The sequence below is a fragment of the Streptomyces sp. WP-1 genome (assembly GCF_030450125.1).
Lineage (GTDB): Bacteria > Actinomycetota > Actinomycetes > Streptomycetales > Streptomycetaceae > Streptomyces > Streptomyces incarnatus.
Window position 1 is genome coordinate 7,364,286 of the sequence record NZ_CP123923.1, and the last position, 17,534, is coordinate 7,381,819.

Annotated in this window: 16 protein-coding genes and 1 pseudogene; 7 read left to right on the top strand and 10 right to left on the bottom strand. The window is 73.0% G+C overall.

Features of this window, described 5'->3' with window-relative positions; genetic code table 11:
* Positions 1 to 20: 20 nt before the first annotated feature.
* Positions 21 to 1,241, bottom strand: coding sequence for a CdaR family transcriptional regulator (locus QHG49_RS32765; RefSeq protein ID WP_301492409.1), 1,221 nt, complete (start codon positions 1,239 to 1,241; stop codon positions 21 to 23).
* A gap of 125 nt (positions 1,242 to 1,366) precedes the next feature.
* Between QHG49_RS32765 and QHG49_RS32770 the strand changes: the two genes are divergently transcribed.
* Genes QHG49_RS32770 through QHG49_RS32780 form a run of 3 tightly spaced genes read left to right on the top strand, consistent with a single transcriptional unit; the run spans position 1,367 to position 4,643 of the window.
* Positions 1,367 to 2,875 carry an NAD(P)/FAD-dependent oxidoreductase gene (locus QHG49_RS32770; protein ID WP_301492410.1) on the top strand — a complete coding sequence of 503 codons (1,509 nt, stop codon included), beginning with the start codon at positions 1,367 to 1,369 and terminating at the stop codon, positions 2,873 to 2,875.
* The gene (locus QHG49_RS32775; RefSeq protein WP_301492411.1) at positions 2,872 to 3,795 is read left to right on the top strand and encodes an alpha/beta fold hydrolase; all 924 of its coding nucleotides are present in this window, start codon (positions 2,872 to 2,874) and stop codon (positions 3,793 to 3,795) included. Before QHG49_RS32770 ends, QHG49_RS32775 begins: the two co-directional genes overlap by 4 nt.
* On the top strand, positions 3,792 to 4,643 hold the full coding sequence (locus QHG49_RS32780) for an SDR family oxidoreductase (RefSeq protein WP_301492412.1): 852 nt from the start codon (positions 3,792 to 3,794) through the stop codon (positions 4,641 to 4,643). The genes QHG49_RS32775 and QHG49_RS32780 overlap by 4 nt, the downstream gene beginning before the upstream one ends.
* Positions 4,644 to 4,875: 232 nt before the next feature.
* Here the strand turns inward: QHG49_RS32780 and QHG49_RS32785 are convergent, their stop codons facing one another.
* A complete protein-coding gene (locus QHG49_RS32785) occupies positions 4,876 to 5,178 on the bottom strand; it encodes an acyl-CoA reductase (RefSeq protein ID WP_301492413.1) in 303 nt (100 codons plus the stop codon).
* 57 nt (positions 5,179 to 5,235) lie between these two features.
* Here QHG49_RS32785 and QHG49_RS32790 point away from each other — a divergent pair, with 57 nt between their 5' ends.
* Entirely contained in the window at positions 5,236 to 5,895 is a 660-nt protein-coding gene (locus QHG49_RS32790; RefSeq protein WP_159707453.1) for an MSMEG_1061 family FMN-dependent PPOX-type flavoprotein, read from the top strand.
* 66 nt (positions 5,896 to 5,961) lie between these two features.
* On the opposite strand, the gene QHG49_RS32795 is transcribed toward QHG49_RS32790, so the two are convergent.
* Together QHG49_RS32795 and QHG49_RS32800 are read right to left on the bottom strand one after the other, a co-directional pair.
* Positions 5,962 to 8,007 carry a right-handed parallel beta-helix repeat-containing protein gene (locus tag QHG49_RS32795; RefSeq protein WP_301492414.1) on the bottom strand — a complete coding sequence of 682 codons (2,046 nt, stop codon included), beginning with the start codon at positions 8,005 to 8,007 and terminating at the stop codon, positions 5,962 to 5,964.
* Positions 8,008 to 8,031: 24 nt separating this feature from the next.
* A pseudogene (locus QHG49_RS32800) lies at positions 8,032 to 8,126 on the bottom strand.
* A gap of 256 nt (positions 8,127 to 8,382) precedes the next feature.
* Between QHG49_RS32800 and QHG49_RS32805 the strand changes: the two are divergent.
* The 3 genes from QHG49_RS32805 to QHG49_RS32815 all read left to right on the top strand — a co-directional run bounded on the left by QHG49_RS32805 (position 8,383) and on the right by QHG49_RS32815 (position 11,135).
* On the top strand, positions 8,383 to 8,871 hold the full coding sequence (locus QHG49_RS32805; protein WP_301492416.1) for a hypothetical protein: 489 nt from the start codon (positions 8,383 to 8,385) through the stop codon (positions 8,869 to 8,871).
* Between the two features lie 315 nt (positions 8,872 to 9,186).
* The gene (locus tag QHG49_RS32810; protein WP_159707457.1) at positions 9,187 to 10,446 is read left to right on the top strand and encodes a nucleotide sugar dehydrogenase; all 1,260 of its coding nucleotides are present in this window, start codon (positions 9,187 to 9,189) and stop codon (positions 10,444 to 10,446) included.
* Between the two features lie 155 nt (positions 10,447 to 10,601).
* Positions 10,602 to 11,135 (top strand): EF-hand domain-containing protein, encoded by a 534-nt coding sequence (locus QHG49_RS32815; protein WP_145487855.1) that lies wholly within the window; start codon positions 10,602 to 10,604, stop codon positions 11,133 to 11,135.
* Positions 11,136 to 11,295: 160 nt separating this feature from the next.
* On the opposite strand, the gene QHG49_RS32820 is transcribed toward QHG49_RS32815, so the two are convergent.
* The 6 genes from QHG49_RS32820 to QHG49_RS32845 form a co-directional block, all read right to left on the bottom strand.
* Positions 11,296 to 11,721 carry a hypothetical protein gene (locus QHG49_RS32820; RefSeq protein WP_145487853.1) on the bottom strand — a complete coding sequence of 142 codons (426 nt, stop codon included), beginning with the start codon at positions 11,719 to 11,721 and terminating at the stop codon, positions 11,296 to 11,298.
* The gene (locus QHG49_RS32825; RefSeq protein ID WP_301492419.1) at positions 11,718 to 12,656 is read right to left on the bottom strand and encodes a Gfo/Idh/MocA family protein; all 939 of its coding nucleotides are present in this window, start codon (positions 12,654 to 12,656) and stop codon (positions 11,718 to 11,720) included. The genes QHG49_RS32820 and QHG49_RS32825 overlap by 4 nt, the downstream gene beginning before the upstream one ends.
* Positions 12,653 to 13,771 carry an Ldh family oxidoreductase gene (locus QHG49_RS32830; RefSeq protein ID WP_301492421.1) on the bottom strand — a complete coding sequence of 373 codons (1,119 nt, stop codon included), beginning with the start codon at positions 13,769 to 13,771 and terminating at the stop codon, positions 12,653 to 12,655. Before QHG49_RS32830 ends, QHG49_RS32825 begins: the two co-directional genes overlap by 4 nt.
* Before the next feature lie 133 nt (positions 13,772 to 13,904).
* Positions 13,905 to 15,215: a M20/M25/M40 family metallo-hydrolase gene (locus QHG49_RS32835; RefSeq protein ID WP_301492423.1), complete on the bottom strand. Its 1,311-nt coding sequence runs from the start codon at positions 15,213 to 15,215 to the stop codon at positions 13,905 to 13,907.
* Positions 15,212 to 16,090: a sugar phosphate isomerase/epimerase gene (locus QHG49_RS32840; RefSeq protein WP_301492424.1), complete on the bottom strand. Its 879-nt coding sequence runs from the start codon at positions 16,088 to 16,090 to the stop codon at positions 15,212 to 15,214. Before QHG49_RS32840 ends, QHG49_RS32835 begins: the two co-directional genes overlap by 4 nt.
* A 1-nt stretch (position 16,091) precedes the next feature.
* Complete coding sequence (locus QHG49_RS32845; RefSeq protein ID WP_301492425.1) at positions 16,092 to 17,198, bottom strand: Gfo/Idh/MocA family protein; 1,107 nt, start codon at positions 17,196 to 17,198, stop codon at positions 16,092 to 16,094.
* Positions 17,199 to 17,534: the final 336 nt, after the last annotated feature.

Genomic DNA, 17,534 nt, shown 5'->3' on the forward strand with positions numbered 1-17,534 from the left:
ATCATGGAGTCACCCGCGTGTCATCCGGCGGAGCCGCGCCAGTGCCGGATCTCCAGCGCGGCGGCGACGTCCAGCGGATGCTCGGCGAGGGGGCGGGGGAGCAGCCGGTCGGCGCGGTTGAGGCGGCGCAGCAGGGTGTTGCGGTGGGTGAACAGCCGGGTGGCGGCCCGCGAGGCGTTGCACTGTTCGGCCAGGAAGGCGCGGACCGCCTCGGTGAGGTCGTCCGGGGCGTGCTCCAGATCGCCGAGGGTGCGCTGGACGAAGCGGTCGGCGCGTTCGAGGTCCTGGGAGAGCAGGGCGACGAGTTCGACCTCGTCGTGCGAGGCGAGGCGCTGGGCGGAGGCCAGCCGGGCCAGCATCCGCTGGGTGGTGAGGGCGTCGAGGTGGCTGCGGCGGAAACCGTCGACGCCCGGGGCCGCTGAGCCGAGCGCGACCCGCACGGCGGGGAGCCGGCCGAGCCCGGCCCGCACCCGGTCGGTGTCCGGCCGCGCGGTGAGCCACACCCAGCGGGTGGCGTCGCTCGCCATGACGCTGAGCAGATGCGAGGGGCCCGCGGCCGCGGCCAAGAGGTCGGCCGCGCGGTCGAGTTGGCGCAGCTCCGCGTCGGGGGCGTCGGTCCAGACGACGGCCGCGATGTGGGTGGCGTCCAGCGGATAGCCGAGGCGGGCCTCGGCGCGCCGGCGGGTCATGGGCGCGCCGTCCAGGAGCAGCGTGACGGTCGCGCGGCGCTCGGCGTGGGTGCCGCTGGTGAGCTCGGTCAGCTCGGCGTTCATCTGCGCGGACATGGCCGCGACCGTCCGGTCCACGAAGTCGGAGATGGAGCGCAGGGACACATCGAGCAGCTCGGCGAGTTCCTCGTGGTCGCCGGTGAGCGAGCAGGCGATGCGCGTCCACACGCGCACGGCCACGCTCTCGCCCGCGCGGTAGGAGTCGAGTGCGGGCTCGGCCAGGCCGCGGCGCACGATGTCCCGGGCGATGGCACGGGTCACCTCGCTCTCGTGCGCGGGCACGGGCGCGCCCGGCAGGTTGATGTTGGCGGCGGCCCAGTGCAGCAGATTGGCCCGGTTGGCCCGCCGGATACCGGCCGAGAGCACCGGATCCTCGGCGATCGGCATGCGCTGCTCGCCGGCCAGGGTGGCCGCGTCCAGCTCGGCAAGCCACTCGGGCCGGGGGGTGAGGACGATCTCGGCGCCCTGCCGGATCAGCTTCCGGATCCGGGGCGACGGCGCGATCCACGACATGGCAGGCAACGTAGCAGTGCAGAGTGCACAAGCGGAGAGCGAATTGTGGTGCGAACTGCCTCTAGGCATGGGCCGTGTTCGTTTCCACCATGGAGCGATCCACCGCCGCTGTGAGGGAGCCGCCCATGTCCTGCGAAGCCGACGCGCCCGCCGTCGAACATCTGGACGTCCTGATCGTCGGCGCCGGAATATCCGGCATCGGCGCCGGCCACTACCTGACGACCGGACTGCCCGGCAAGAGCTTCGCGATCCTGGAGGCGCGCGCCGACCTCGGCGGCACCTGGGACCTGTTCCGCTACCCCGGCATCCGCTCGGACTCCGATCTGCACACCTTCGGCTACGCGTTCAAGCCGTGGCGGGACGCGGAGTCGATCGCCGACGCGCCGCGGATCCTCGCCTATCTGCGGGAGACCGTGCGCGAGAACCGCCTGGAATCCCGCATCCGCTACCACCACAAGGTGCTCGGCGCCTCCTGGTCGAGCGAACAGGCGCGCTGGACGGTCGAGATCGAGCGCACCGACACCGGCGAGCGGACGACGCTGACCTGCGGCTGGTTATTCTGCGCGATGGGCTACTACCGTTACGACGCGGGGTTCACCCCGCACTTCGAGGGGCGGGAACGTTTCCGCGGGGCGATCGTGCACCCCCAGCAGTGGCCCGAGGACCTCGACCACGCGGGCAAGCGCGTCGTGGTGATCGGCAGCGGCGCCACGGCGGTCACCCTCGTACCGTCGATGGCCCGCACCGCCGCCCGGGTGACGATGGTCCAGCGCACCCCGTCGTACATCATGCCGGTGCCCCGCGAGGACGCGGTCGCCAACGCGCTGCGCAGGCTCCTCGGTGACCGGCGGGGATACGCGCTCGCCCGGCGCAAGAACATCGCCCGGCAGCGCGCCGTCTGGTCCTTCTGCAAACGGCACCCGAAGGCGGCACGCCGGATCATCCGCTGGGTCAACGCCCGGCAACTGCCCGCGGGCTACCCTGTCGACGAGCACTTCAACCCGCCGTACGACCCCTGGGACCAGCGGCTGTGCGCGGTCCCGGACGGAGACCTCTTCCAGGCCATCAGGAACGGCAGCGCCTCGATCGTGACCGACCGGATCAGCACCTTCACCGAGAAGGGCGTCCTGCTGCGATCGGGCCGCGAGATCGAGGCCGACATCGTCGTCACCGCCACCGGGCTGAACGTGCAGGCGATGGGCGGCATCCCGATGACCGTCGACGGAGCCGCCGTCCATCTGCCCGACACCGTCGCCTACAAGGGCATGATGCTCTCCCAAGTCCCCAACCTCGCCTACGCCATCGGCTACACCAACTCCTCCTGGACCCTGAAGGTCGGCCTGCTGTGCGAGCACTTCTGCCGCCTGCTGGCCCATATGAGCACGCACGGGTACGACATCTGCCGCCCCGAACCGGCCGACCCCGCCATGCCCACCCGGCCGTTCCTCGACTTCGGGGCCGGCTACATCCAGCGCGCCGTCGACCAACTGCCCCGGCAGGGCGACCGCATGCCCTGGCTGACCTCCACCGGCTACCGCGACGACGTCGAACTGCTGCGCTCCGACAGCGTCACCGATCCCGAACTGCGCTTCACCCGGGTTCCCGCCAACGAGCGCCGGGCGGTGGCCCGATGAGCGACACCGGGGACCGCTTCCTCACCACCCCGGCGGGCCTGCGCCTGTGCTACCGCGTCGACGGGCCCGCCGACGGTGTGCCCCTGCTGCTGATCGCCGGGCTCGGCCTGGACCTCACCTCCTGGCCGCGGCCGATGGTGGACGCCTTCACCGGCAGCGGATTCCGGGTCGTCCGCCCCGACAACCGCGACATCGGCCGCTCCGACCGCGTCGGGACGTCGCCGCCGGGGCTGCTGCGCCAGGCGCTGGCCCGGCCGCGCCCGGACGCCTACGACCTCGCCGACATGGCCGAGGACACCCGCCACCTCCTCGACCACCTCGGCATCGAACGGGTCCACCTGGCCGGCATGTCGATGGGCGGCATGATCGCGCAGACCCTCGCGGCCCGGCACCCGCACCGCGTCGCCACCCTCACCTCCATCTTCTCCACCACGGGCAGCAGGAAGGTCGGGCAGCCGGCGCTCTCCACCCTGGTGCGCATGGCCAAGCGCCCCGCCAGGACACCCGAGGAATCGGTGACCCGGCACCTGGCCCTGCTCGCCCACATCGGCTCCCGCGTCTTCCCGCCCGACGAGGCGGGGGAGCGGGCCTGGGCCAACGGGGTGTGGGAACGCGGCCGGGACGCCGCGGGCGTCGCCCGCCAGATCGGCGCCATCCAGGCATCCGGGGACCGCACCGCCGAACTGCGCCGGATCACCGCCCCCACCGTGGTCGTCCACGGCACCCGGGACCCCATGGTGCACCCGAGCGGCGGCCGCGCGACGGCCGCCGCCGTCCCCGGCGCCCGGCACGTGGAGATCACCGGCATGGGCCACCATCTCGCCCCCGGGGTCCTCGACCGTCTCGTCGGCCTGACCACCGACCTCGCCCGCGGCCATGGCGCCGCCGTCACCCGCACCCGGACAGAGGAAGCCGCATGAGCACAGTCACCGGCAAGGTCGCCGTCGTCACCGGCGCCGGCTCCGGCATCGGCCGGGGCCTCGCGGCCGAACTCGCCCGCCGCGGCGCCCGGCTCGCCCTCAGCGACGTCGACGAGACCGGCCTCGCCGAGACCGCCGCACAGGTCGAGTCCCTCGGCGCCGAGGCGCACACCGCGCGGCTCGACGTCAGCGACCGGGCGGCCGTCGAGAGCTACGCCACGGCCGTCGCCGAGCACTTCGGGGTCGTCCACCAGGTGTACAACAACGCCGGTATCGGCGGAGGCGGCGGCACCGTCCTCGAAACCGACTGGAGCGTCTACGACCGTACGATCGCGGTGAATCTCTTCGGGGTCGTCCACGGCACCAAGGCGTTCCTGCCCCATCTGATCGCCTCGGGCGACGGGCACGTGGTCAACATCTCCAGCCTCAACGGGATCATGGCGCAGCCCACGCTCAGCGCCTACTGCGCCGCCAAGTTCGGGGTGCGCGGCTTCACCGAGACGCTGCGCACGGAGATGCTCGCGGGGCGCCATCCCGTACGGGTCAGCGTCGTCCACCCCGGCGGCGTCAGGACCAACATCGCCACCGCGGTCCTCGACGCGGCCCGCAGCCAGGGCATCGAGATCCCCGCCCGGCAGCTGGCCCGCGCCCGCACCTACAACGAGAAGCTCCTGAAAATGCCCGCTCCGCAGGCCGCCACCATCATCGTCGACGGCGTGGCGGCCGGCCGGCCCCGCATCATGGTGGGCCGCGACGCCCAGGCCGCCGACCTCGTCGTCCGCCTCTTCCCCCGCCTGTCCCCGAAGCTGACCGTGCTGTTCGAACGCAGGCTCTTCGGGAAGGCGTGATCCGTGACGAGTCCGGCATCCGCGAGGACACCGATCGCGCCCGGTCATGGCACGAGGGCCAGTCGGAGTTCGAGGTCCGGTGGGCCGATCACCGGCTCCGGCCGAAGCCGGTGGCACGGCGGGGGCGACGGCACCCCCGTAGCCGCCGCCCCAGCCGCATGATCGTGCTACGGATGGACACGCACTGTCAACGATCGTTCTCGGCTGGTCATCCGATCGTTGATTCCGCATGTCAGCGCCGGTTGCCCCCGGCGACTTCCGCGACCCCCGGCAGCACGGTGCTGACCCTGCGGCTGTACCGCTGGAGCGCCGGTAACGCGTCCGCCTCGGCGGCCAACGCCTCCGCGGGGGCGTGGGCCTCGGTGAACAGCACCTCCGTGTCGTCCGTGTCGACGTACACGACCTGGGGGCGCGAACAGGTGCGCCGGCCGTTGCGCAGGACGTCCCGGGCCGGCGCCCGCAGCGCCCGACCGTCCCGGCGCAGCCACTCGGTGCCCCGGGAGGAGAACCGCAGCACCACGAGCCGGACCCGCACCTGCCCCGACGGATCGGCCGAGTCCGGTCGCGGGACCGGGCCGCTAGGGTCGGGATCATGACGCCGACTCCTGCCAGCACCGCATTCGACTCGCTCCGTCTCGACGCCGTGACCGACCAGGAGACGCTGCGCCGGGTCTACGAACTCCCGAGCGCCGCGGCCGTGCGCAAGCAGATGACCGAACTCACCGAGCAGACCCGGCAGTTGATCGGCTGCTCGTCGCTGGTGCTGGTCGCCAGCACGGACGCCGAGGGCAACTGCGACGTCTCCCCGCGCGGCGGCCCCGCCGGGTTCGTCTCCGTCCTGGACGCCCGGACGGTGGCGATACCGGACGCGACCGGCAACAAGCGTCTGGACACCCTGCAGAACGTCATCGCCACCGGCCGGGCCGGGCTGCTGTTCGTCGTCCCGGGACGCACCACGACGCTGCGCGTCAACGGCCGGGCCTGCGTCTCCACCCGCCCGGACCTGCTGTCGCAGCTCACCGCCGTGGGCAAGCCGCCGGCCAGCGCGCTGGTCGTGGGCATCGAGGAGGTCTACCCGCACTGCCCCAAGTCGCTGCTGCGCAGCGGCGCCTGGAAGCCGGAACAGTGGCTGGCGGCGGACGCCCAGCCCACCTCGGCCGAGGTGACACTGGCGCAGCTGCGGATGCCGGAACTGACGATCGCCGACATCGAACAGACCGAGGCGGACTCGCTCAAGTACCGGTACGAGTAAGAGGCGAAGCAACCGTTACCGATGGGCTGCGTCCGTCGAGCGGTGAGGATCTGCCGCCGGCCACGGTCAGCGGGTCGAGACCTCGTTGACGGACAGATCACCCCAGGTGTGGTTCGCGGCCTTCACGACGAGGCGGACGCCGGTGGTGGAGACCGTGGCCGGCAGGGGCAGCGTGGCGAGTTCGACGGTCCCGCTGTTGCCCGCCCAGTCGATCGTGGTGTCGGTCAACCGGGTCGTCCAGGCGGTGCCGTCGAAGGTCTGGACGTCGAGCCTGGTGATGCCCTGGCCCTGGCCGTAGTGCGTGGCCAGGACGACCTCCGACACATCGCGCGGGCTCGGGAAGGTCAGGGTGATGGTTCCCGGGTAGGTGACGCCGGTGGCGGGGCTGGCCCAAGTGGCTTGATCCGAACCGTCGGTGAGGGCGGCCGGGGTGGTCGACCGGCCGTCGCCGAAACTGGTGGCCGCCGTCGGGGCGGCCTCGTCTCGGCCGGTGCCCGCGGTGCGCTGGAGGCCGCCGAGGTCGGGCATGCCCGCCGGGAGCGCCGTACCGATCACGTCCCGGCCGCCGTCGTAGGCGATGTCCAGACCTCGGGCGAGGGCAGGGGAGCCGGCCGTCGGCAGGTATCCGGCGAGGTCGTCCATCGAGGTGGCGGCGCCCGGCGCGGTCAGCCGCGCGTCGCCGGTCAGGGCCGCCTTGTCCGCCGAGGGGACCGGGCCGTCCTGGTAGAGGTTGCGGTCGTAGGCGACGGCACCCGAGCCGTCGTACGGCAGTCGGGCCCCGTCGTAGATGACGTTGTTGCGGAACCTGACCCCCTGGACCGTGCCGCTCCACACCTTGACGAGGCTGAACGACGCCCGGTCGGGGTTGTCCGCGATGAACGGCGTCAACGGCACCCAGACCGTGTTGTTGTAGACATCGATGTTCCTGGCGTTGGTGGAGAGCGCGAACACCTGATTGGCGTCGCCCTGGCTGACGTTGTAGCGCACCGTCGCCTCGGCCGGGGCGCTCCCGGTCGACACCGCGATGAAGAAGCCGCCCTCGTTGTCGTGGCTGAAGTTGTACTGCACCAGGCTGCGATGCACGGAGGCGTCGGCGTCGAAGGCGGTGCCGTCGTTCGACAGCCCCCAGTACTTCGTGCCCGACACCTCGTTGAACCGCACCACCGTGTCGTCCGCCCCGGCCCACCAGATGCCGACGTTGCCGTGGTTCTGCGCGGCCCGCGCCACCCGGTTGCGCTCGATCAGCGCGCCGCGCGCCTGCATGACCGTGATGCCGCCCGCCGAGACGTCGTGCACCGCGTTGCCCCGCACGACCACCCCGGTGCTCGGCGTCCACGGCCGGAAGTCGGCGGCGGGCACGCCCATGAGGTCGGGCCAGAGGGAGTTCCAGCCCTCCCGCCGCATCCACTGCGACCAGGTGACGATGCCGTAGGACCGGCTGTCGTAGACCTCGTTGTCCTCGATGGCCAGGTTCTCGTAGTACGTGGGCGTCCGCTTGCCCCGGGCGCTGACGATGATCCCCCCGGCGGAGGGATCGGACGCCTGGCCACCGGACGAAGCGCCCTGGACCGCGTGCACCTGGTTGCCGCGTACGACGACGCCCGGCACCGCCCCGATGTCGGTGGCGACGACCCCGATCCCGGTCCTCGGGGTCGTACCGGAACCCGAGTTGGTGACCTCGAAGCCTTCGACGACGATGTCGTGCTCGTCACTGACCTTGATCGCGGCGTCCACCGCCCCGCCGCCCTCGATCAGCGGTTTCGCGCCGCTGCCGTAGGAGGTCAGGACGACGGGGTCGGCCGCGGTGCCCGAGCCCTTCGGACCGAGCTGCCCGGTCCAGCGGCCACCCGCCCTGAACCGCACGGTGTCCCCGGGGAGCAAGGTCTGCGCGTCGACCTTCGCCAGGCTCCGCCACGCCGTCGCCGGGGTGCGGCCGTCCGCGGCGTCGCTGCCGTCCGGATCGACGTAGTACGACGTTCCGCTCGCGCGTACGGCCCGGTGGGCCCCGGAGTGTGCGGGGGAGGCCAGGACCGGGGGAGCGGTGATGCCGGTGCCCGCGCACAGCAGGGCGGCCACGAGGACCGTCCCGGGGAAGCGTCGGCCGTGTGACATGGGGGCTCCTCGGAGCGGAGGCGGCGGAGAGGGCAGGATTTGAACCTGCGTGGACCCCTGGGGGTCCGACCATGAGACGTGCTCAGCGGTCCCCGATAAGCCACTCCGGGCACCTCTCCTCGTTCCCGGCTCCGGGGCGGTCCCCCCTTCGCCGTTCACAGGGAAGAGACTGCCGGACGGCGCTGACGGAGCGCTGACGAGGGTCTGACGGGCCTCTTCTCCGCCCCCGTTCCGGGCAGTTGCTATGTGTATCGGCCATGAGTGTCACAGGAATGTCGCAGGGCCGGGTGCCGGGCAACCGGGGCGACGGGGCATCTGTCTCGATAGGCGCAAGGCCCGCTCACCGGGAGCGGGGCCCGTCCCCAGGGGGAACCGATGCGCGTCCAGAAGATCTCGATGCTCGCTGTCGCCGGTGTCGCTCTCGGCCTGTCGCTCACGGCCTGCGGCGGTGGCTCCGGCAGCGCCTCGACCGCCTCGCCCGCCTCGTCCACCGCCACGGCGCCCACGCAGCCCCGTTCCTCCGCCGACGCCTCGGCCCCCGCCTCCGCGGCTGCTTCCGTCTCCGCCCTCGGCCGGCACTCGACCCCCGCCAAGGCCGCCGGAACCGCGAAGAAGTCCGGGGTGAGCTGCACCAACCGGATCAACTACGCCGGTGACCCGCGTTCCAACGCCGAGATCAACAGCATCGGCGAGCAGACGGGCCACTGCCCCGCCCCCGAGAAGGGCACCAAGCCCGCCGGCACCCCGAAGAAGCCCGGTGTCAGCTGCACCAACCAGATCGACTACGCGGGCGACCCCCGCTCCAACGCCGAGATCAACTCGATCGGCGAGGACACCGGCTACTGCCCGCCGGTCAAGCACTGAGTTTCCCCGGTCCGCTCCTGGAGAGGACCACCGAAGAGGACCGCCATAAAAATGACCGCCGCCCGTCCGGGACGGCGGTCATCGTCGTTTTCGGACACCAAGAAGCTCCCCGAAACCACAGGAGTCGGCGCAGGCCAAACGGCGTGTGGCCGAAACTGACGTCAACTCCATGTGACTGTATCGCCGGTTCAGGTGCTTGCGTGAGTTCCTGCGCTTATCCGGTGTTCCGGCAGAAAATAATCAACTCAACGACGCCACCGAAACGGCCGTCCGCTTTCGCCACACCCGCTTCCACACCTTGGAGAACCTGCACACATGGCCGCCGAACTCGTCGTCATGGGGCTGGGGCACGTCGGGCTGCCGCTCTCCCGAGCCGCGCTCTCGGCCGGCCTGGCGACCGCGGGATACGACGTGTCCCGCCCGGTGGTGAACGGCCTGACCGACGGCCGCTCGCACGTCGGCGGGGTCGATGACGCCGATGTCGCCGCCATGCTCCGCGTGGGCTTCCACGCCACGGACGACCCCGCGGTCCTCGAAGGCGCGCAGACCGTCGTGATCTGCGTACCCACCGGACTCACGGACAAGGGCCTGCCCGACCTCTCCGCGGTCGAGGACGCGGCCGCGGCCGTCGCCGCCCACCTGAGCCCCGGCACCCTCGTCGTCCTGGAGTCCACCAGCTACCCGGGCACCACCGAGGACGTCGTACGACCCCTGCTGGAGCGCGGCAGCGGACTGCGGGCCGGCGAGGACTTCCACCTCGCGTACTCCCCGCAGCGCATCGACCCCGGCAACCCGACCTGGGACGTCCGCAACACCCCGAAGATCGTGAGCGGTTTCACCGCGCTGTGCGCCAAACACGCCGTGGCGTTCTACTCCCGGTTCGTGGACCAGCTCGTCGTCGCCCGCGGCACCCGCGAGGCGGAGATGGCCAAGCTCCTGGAGAACACCTACCGCTACGTCAACATCGCGCTGGTCGACGAGGTGGCCCTGTTCTGCCACGAGACGGGCATCGACATCTGGGACGTCCTGCACTGCGCCGCGTCCAAACCGTTCGGCTTCGCGCCGTTCAGCCCCGGACCCGGCGTCGGCGGCCACTGCATCCCCGTCGACCCCCGCTATCTCGCCGCCCGCGCGGAGTCCCAGGGCTTCGCCTTCCGTACCCTCGCCGCCGCCCAGGACGTACTGAGCCGCATGCCGGACCATGTCGTGGACCGCGCGCTGACCATCCTCGCCAAGACCGCGGGACGCCCCGAGGGGGCGAGAGCCCTGCTGCTCGGCGTCACCTACAAACCCGATGTGGCCGACATCCGCGAGACACCGGCACGCCAGGTGGCCGCGGGACTGCTCGCCGCCGGCGTCGAGGTGTCGTACCACGACCCCCATGTCCCCGAATTCACCGTCGGCGGGGTGCCGTTGCCCCGCACCGAGGATCTGCGGGACGCCCTGGACCGGGCAGACGTGGCCATCCTGCTCCAGGACCACGCCTGCTACGCGCGAGAGACGCTGGGCCAGGCCCGCTGCGCCCTGCTGGACACCCGCGGCAAGGCCGTGGGCAGCAGAGTCACCCTTCTCTGACCTCTCACCCCCGCCGGCTCCGCCCGGCACCCCTCCGGCCGATCCGAAACCGGCCCCCAGAGCCCGCGCACCGGCACCGCCGTGCGTGGACGCGGCCCTGCCCAGGCGCCGCAGTTCAGCACCACCGCAACACCATCGCGAACAAGGAGACACCCATGAGCACCGCTGCCGCCAACGAGCGTCTGGTCAAGCGTTTCGAGAAGTGGGACACCGACGGCAACGGGGTCCTCGACGCCGCCGACTTCAAGAGCGAGGCCAGCCGCATCGCCCAGAACCTCGGCAAGGACGCCGACGCGCCGGAGGTGCAGGAACTCCACAGCGCCTTCACGGGCCTGTACGAGTACCTCGCCGAGAAGGCCGGTGTCGAGGCGGGTGGCGCCATCAGCCGCCAGCAGTTCCTCGACGCCACCGGGGAGATGCTGTTCAAGGAGGGCGAGGCCAGCTTCAACCGCGCCCTGTCGCCCATCGTCAAGGCGCTCATCCGCCTGTGCGACGAGGACCACGACGGGCAGATCGACGCCCGCGAGTTCCAGGCGTGGCTGTCCGGCGTCGGCGTGCCGCTGTCCGAGGCCGGTCTGGCGTTCCAGAAGGTCGACACGAACGGCGACGGCAAGCTGTCCGAGGACGAACTCCTGACGGTCGTCCGCGACTTCCACTTCGGCCGACTCGAGGTCGAGCTGCTCGGCTGACCTGCCGGACCGCCCCCGGTCACACGGGGTGGCGCCACCGCCGGGCTCCCCGGCCGGCGTCACCCCGCGCGCGACGACACCGGTGAGAGCCGGACCCGTACGGGTCCGGCCGCACGTGGGCCCCGCACCCGGCTCCGGGTACAGGGGCCCACACGCGCGGTCAGGAACCCGGAGAGGCGCCACCGCCCTGCGTGAAGGTGACGGCCTGCTCCGGCAGCAGCTCCAGGTCACGGCCGCTGACCGAACGCCCGGCGTGGATCAGGATGTTGTAGTGGTTCGGCAGATGGCAGGCGTCGAACCCGAGCACCGTGCCGACCACCGTGTCCCCGACACACACCAGGTCACCTCGGTCGATCACCCCGCCGCAGCCCAGCTCCACGAAGCCCAGGAAGCCCACCCGGTCGATCCGGGCGCCGGGGTAGGGCTCCCACTGGTCCGTGGTGACCAGCTCGTGCACCTCACCGCGGCGTACACAGCGCGCCGCGTGCTCCTCCACCCGCATGCCCCGGTCCGTGCGCCGGTGCACCAGCACCTTCACCAGGGTGCCGCGCACCACCCGCTTCGGGCCGTCCTCCGCCGGGTTCACCGGTTCACCCCTCGCGCCGCGGGCAGGGCGCAGCCGTACGCCGCCTCCACCAACTCCAGCGCGTGCAGGCCCCCGTGCGCCCCCGGACCGGCCGTGCCGCGCCCGTCCACGAGCTCCGCGAACTCGCCGAGGATCGCCTCGTACTCGTGCCAGAGCGACCCCTTGAAGGCGGTGTGCCCGGCCAGCATGTCGGCGCCCAGCACCTCCCCGTCGGTCAACTCCACCTCGACGTCCTTGAGTTCCCCCGGGTACGACCAGTCCAGCTCGACCGATGCCATCGCCCCGGTACCGCCGCGCACGCGGACCACCGCCCGGCGGTCGATGGCCCGGCCGTCGCGTTCGATCGCGCATCCGGTGACCGTGAGGTCGCCCAGCAACAGCCGGACCACGTCGAGGGCGTTGGGGCCGTTGTCGGCCAGGCAGCCCCCGCCGCAGCGGGCGGGGTCCAAGTACCAGTCCTCGCCGCCGAGATGCTCCTCGATGCGCTCCAGGTACCGCACCCGGGCCGAACGGACCTCCCGGCCCGCGATCCGGCGCGCCAGATGGCGGACGGCCGTGTTGTAGCGGCGGTGGAACGCCGTCATCAGCGGAACCCCACCGCGGCGCGCCAGCTCCACCAGGACCCGCCCCTCGGCCGCGGTCAGGGCCAGCGGCTTCTCCACGCACACCGGGACACCGGCGTTCAACGCGTCACGGCACACGGGCAGATGGACATCGTTGGGGACGGCCACCACCAGGGCGTCCGGCCGGGCCTCGGCCAGCAGCACCCGGTGGTCGGTGAAGCGCGCCGCCGGGCCGGAGAACTCCTCCAGGGTCGTCGCGCGGGCGTCGCACACGGCGGTCAGCTCCCACGCGGGGAGCCGTTCGGCGGCGGCCAGATAGTAGGGGGAGATGGCGCCGAGGCCGATGACCCCGAGGCGCAGCGGCCGGTTCATCGGCGGCCCCCGAGCAGACCGAGGCTGGTCAGCTCCTCGTACAGATGCGGCGGCAGCGGGATGCCGTCGCGGCGGCGTTCGGCCGCGAGTTCCGCCTCCCACCAGCCCGGATAGCGCACCGGTTCGCCGTCGCGCACCGGCGGGCAGTCGGTGAGCGCGCCGAACAGGGACCGGGTCGTCGCCGCCACATCCGCGTCGGGGCGCAGCACCTGCGGGGCGATGGCGAGGAGGAAGAAGCCGATGTCGTCGTCGCTGCCGTGCGGCCGGCCGTCCCCCTCCAGCGCCGCGGGCGCGGGCCCGACGGCCGCACCGGAGACCACCGCGGCCAGCAGTTCCACGGCGATGCCGAGCCCGAAGCCCTTGTGCACGCCGGTCCGCGCGCTCCCGCCGAGCCAGCGCAGGAAGGCCTCGCCGCGGTCGAAGGCGGCCGGGTCGGTCACCGGCTCGCCCGCCGCGTCCTCCAGCCAGCCCGCGGGCACCGGCTCGCCGCGCCGGGCGGCGACCCGCACCTTCCCGGTGGGCGCGACCGTGGTGCTCATGTCCAGCAGGAATGGATGCCCGTCGAGCGCGGGCGCGGCGACGCTCAGCGGGTTGGTGCCGAGCATCGCGAGCGCGCCGCCCGGGGGCCGTGCGATGCGCTGGCCCCCGCAGTTGCTCGCGACCACGCCGATCATCCCGGCGTGCGCGGCGCGCGCGGCGTGGAACCCGGCGCACCCGAAGTGGGTCGCGCCGCGCACCGACACCAGGCCGATCCCGTGCCGGGCGGCCCGCGCCACGGCGTCGTCCATGGCCTCCGCCGCCGCCCACAGGCCGAGCGCCCGGCGGGCGTCCACGACCGCGCAGGCACCCAGGTCCGTGACGGTCTCCGGTTCGGCACGGGGATCGCAGCGGCCGGCGGCGAGCAACGGCAGGTAGAGGCGGCCGAGGTTGAACACACCGTGGGAGTCGAGCCCGGTCAGATCGCCGTGGCAGAGCGCGTCCGCGGCGAGCCGGGCCCGCGCGGCCGGGATGCCATGGGCGGCGAACAGGTCGGTGAGCGCGGCGTGCAGCTCGGCGTGGTCGACCAGGACAGGGGTGCGCTCGGCCGCCGCTCGGGGCGCGGGGGGTGCCGTCATCCGGATTCCTTAGGGGATGGGGGTCGGTTCTGTAGGGGGTGGATCTTCGCGGACCGGGGTTCCGCGCGGTCGTTCACCGTGGACCGGGTTTCCGCGCGGCGGTTCACCGTGGACCGGGTTTCCGTACGGTGGTTCACCGTGGACCGGCCGTCGGTGGCTCGTCCCGCCCCACCGGCGGACGCAGCTCCTCCGCGAAGGACGTGACGAGCCGGTGGACCACCCGGGCGAAGTCCTCCAGGTCGGCGAGGTCCACGAACTCGCCCGGCGCGTGGGCGCGATTGGCGGCGAGGTCACCGGGGCCCAGCACCACCGTGAACGCGTCCTCAAGGCCCGCCGCCCACACGGCGTCACAGGTGAAGCCGGGCTCGTCGGCCGGGGATCGCGCCCCGGCCCGGGCCAGGAGCGATTCGGCCCACGGGTCGCGGTTGTCCAGCGCGGGCAGCCCCTGCTTGTCCCAGCCGAGCCGGGTGATGCGGGCCGCGTCCCGCGCGGTGCGGGCGAACTCCCGTCCCGCGCCGAACAGTTCGGCGAAACGGTCGAGACCGTCGGTGAGCTGCCTGGTGAGTGCCGACTTCAGCCGGTCGCCGTCGGCGGTGGTGCGGTACGACAGGTTCAGCAGCAGCGTGCCCGTGCCGTGGACGCGGTTGTGGGTGTGGCCGGTGTGCAGCCCGGCGACGCACACCCGGGCACCGGGCACGGCCCCGTCCAGGCGGGCGGCGAGATGCTGGGCGAGGAAGCCGAGCAGCACGGTCGCGTTGTGCCCGGCGTCCGGGTGGTCGTCCACCGCGTCCTCGCCCGCCACGGTGATCCGCGCGGTCATGGCGGCCGTCGCCCGGGGCAGGGCGCGCAGCCCGGTCGGCTCGCAGAACACATTGAGCCGCCCGTGGTGCCCGGCCTCCATCAGCGGCCGGGTCCCGTAGGTGCCCAGCGCGCCGCCCTCCTCCCCGGCGACGGCCTGCACCAGAACGGTGACGTCACGCCCGACCGCGGGATGCGCGGCGGCGGTCGCGAGCCCCGCGAGCAGGGCGGTCGCGGGGCCCTTGGCGTCGACCGCGCCCCGCCCGGTGAACCGGCTGCCGTCGAAGTCCGGCGGGGTGTGCCCGGCGACGGTGTCCAGGTGCACGTTGAACATCACCGTGTCCGTGCGGGCGCGTTCGGGCCCCAGGCGCAGCAGCAGGCTGGGCTGACCGGCGAGGAAGCGCGGATCCCGGGCGGCGGCGCGCACCGTGGCCGGTACGCCGGGCCGGTCCAGGCACCCGGCGGGCGGCGCGGCGAGCCGTACCGTACGGAACCCGGCCTCGGCGGCGGCTGCCGCGTACCGCTCCAGGAGCTGCGGCAGCCGGGACGGGGGCTCGTCCGGGCCGGTCTCCAGCGGGTTGACGCTCGGCAGGCGCAGCAGGTCGAGCAGGAGTTCGCGGTACCGGCCGGTGAACAGAGCGCTCACGCCGGGCCGTCCGCGAGGTCCGCCAGCAGCGCGACCAGGGCCTGCCCGGCCCGCACGAAGAGATCGGCGGCGTCCGCACCGGCCCGGGTCAGCCCCTCGTGGGGCCGTACGGCGAGGTGCGGTTCGAGGGAGAGCGCCCCGCGGTAGCCGTGGGCGGCCAGGATCCGCAGGCACTCGGTGACCCCGGCGGTGCCCTCGCCGGGCAGCGTGTAGGCGGTGGAGCCGTCCGGCAGGCGCACCGCGTCCTTGATGTGCACGTGTGCGACGTACGGCGCGAGATCGCGCAGCATGGCCGGGGCGTCGTACCCGTGGGGGACGCCGTTGCCGATGTCGAACAGCAGGCGCAGGGCCGGGCTGTCGACCGCGCGCAGCAGGCGCAGCGCCCGGTCGGCCCGGTCCCCGGCCCAGCCCGCGCAGTTCTCGTGCACCAGCACCAGTCCCGCGCGCGCGGCCCGGTCCGCGAGGACGGCGGTGCGGGCCAGCGCGCGGTCGGCCCATTCCCGCTCCGGCAGGCCGTCGTTCGGGTACGACATGATCCGCACCAGCCGGCAGCCGAGGGCGGCGCACCGCTCGGCCAGCACATCGAGTTCGGCGAGGTCCGGGCCGAGGTCGCCGGTGACCGGACGCGACCAGTTCCCGATCCGGGACGCCACGGCGAGCACGGTGACCCCGTCGTCCGCGAGGCGCCGGGCGAGCGCCGCGAACGCGGTGGGGGAGAGGTCGGCGAGCGCGGTGCCGTCGACATGGCGCAGTTCGACGGAGGTCCAGCCCAGGCGTCGTAGCGCGGCCAGTTGACCGTCCATGTCGGGCGCGGCCTCGTCGCCGATGCCGGCCAGCGGCCCGAAGCCGGGGGTGCCGATGTGTCGCGGACGCATGTCAGCGGCTCCCGACACGGGCCGGTGGTACGGGAGTCGGCGTGACGGTGGCCGGTGGTACGGGAGTCGGCGCGGCGGCGGCCGTTGGCACCGCGTCCGGCCGCCCTACGACGGCACAGTGCTCGCGCGCCCCGCACAGCAGCCGCGCCGTCGTACAGGCGAGCGCGAAGCTCATCGCACCGGCCGTCCCCGACGCGAAGCCCCGGTAGGCGGCCGCCAGGAAGTCGGTCAGGGCGTCGTCGCGGAAGACCTGGTGCCCGGCCTCCGCGTCCGCGCCTCGGACGATGAGCTGGGCGTGGTCGTCGTCCTCGCTGAGCGGGAAGTGCGCCGTGGCCGTGCCGCCCTCGAACGCGCAGACCACGCTGCGCTGCCGGACCGCCGCGCCGAGATCGGAGCGCAGCAGGGTCGTCACCCCCGACCGGTGCTCCAGTTCGACATGGGCACCGCCGAGGGCGGGCAGCACGCGGTCCTCGCAGCGCAGGTCCCAGCACCGGGCCGCGCGGAGTTCGGCCGGACCGGCCAGGTCCAGGGCGAGCGCGAGGGAGTGGGGGATCTCCACGTCCAGCGCGCTCGGGTGCCCGTCGGTGGTCAGCGACCGCAGGAAGCGGGGCTTGTGCTGGTCCACGGTGATACGGCGGAGGGGTCCGAGCGTCTCGTCGCGGACCAGTCGGCGCAGTCGGCCGGTGAGCCGGGAGCCGGTCCAGTGCGAGACGACCACCACGTCCAGGTCCGCCCGCTCCCGCAGCCGTACCAGGGCGTCGAGTTCGGCCAGGGACGCGGCGAGGGGTTTCTCCACGACCAGCCGGCGGATCCCGTGTCCGGCGAGGCGCGCGATCACGTCGTACCGCAGCCGGGGCGGAGTGCACACATGGGCGACCGTCGCGGCGGGGTCGATCCGGGCCAGGGCCTCGTCCAGCGTGCCGAAGGCCGTGAGTTCACCGGCCGCGCCCGCGTTCCCCGGTGCCTCGGCGCGCGGGTCGCAGCCGACCACGGGCAGGGCGACGAGCGGATCACCGGCGGCCTCGGTGCGCCGGGCCAGCCGGGCGAGGGTCTTCAGATGCAGTCCGGACCCGGAGCGGCCGAGCCCGACCACGAGGGGCTGCAGCACAGGGCCTCCTGGGAGAAGCGGAGAGGAAGAGGACACGAACGTCTTTCGCGAGGCGCGCGGTCGTCTGTCGCGAGGCACGCGGTCGGTCGGGCAGGGCGCGCAACTCCGGCGCGCCGCCCGACTATTGTCGTCCCGGGGGGAAAGGGTCAAGCGATCCGGAACGCCGTTACCCACAAAGTGTGAAGATGATCCTTTCCTTTCTCCGTCTGCGGGAAGATCCGACTAGCGTGGCCGTTCCACAGAAACGACGGGACGGGTGAGAGTTTGCCTTCCAGTGGACAGCTTCGGGCGCCGGCCGGGGGCGTGGCACCGACCCCTCCGGGGGCGGCCGAATCG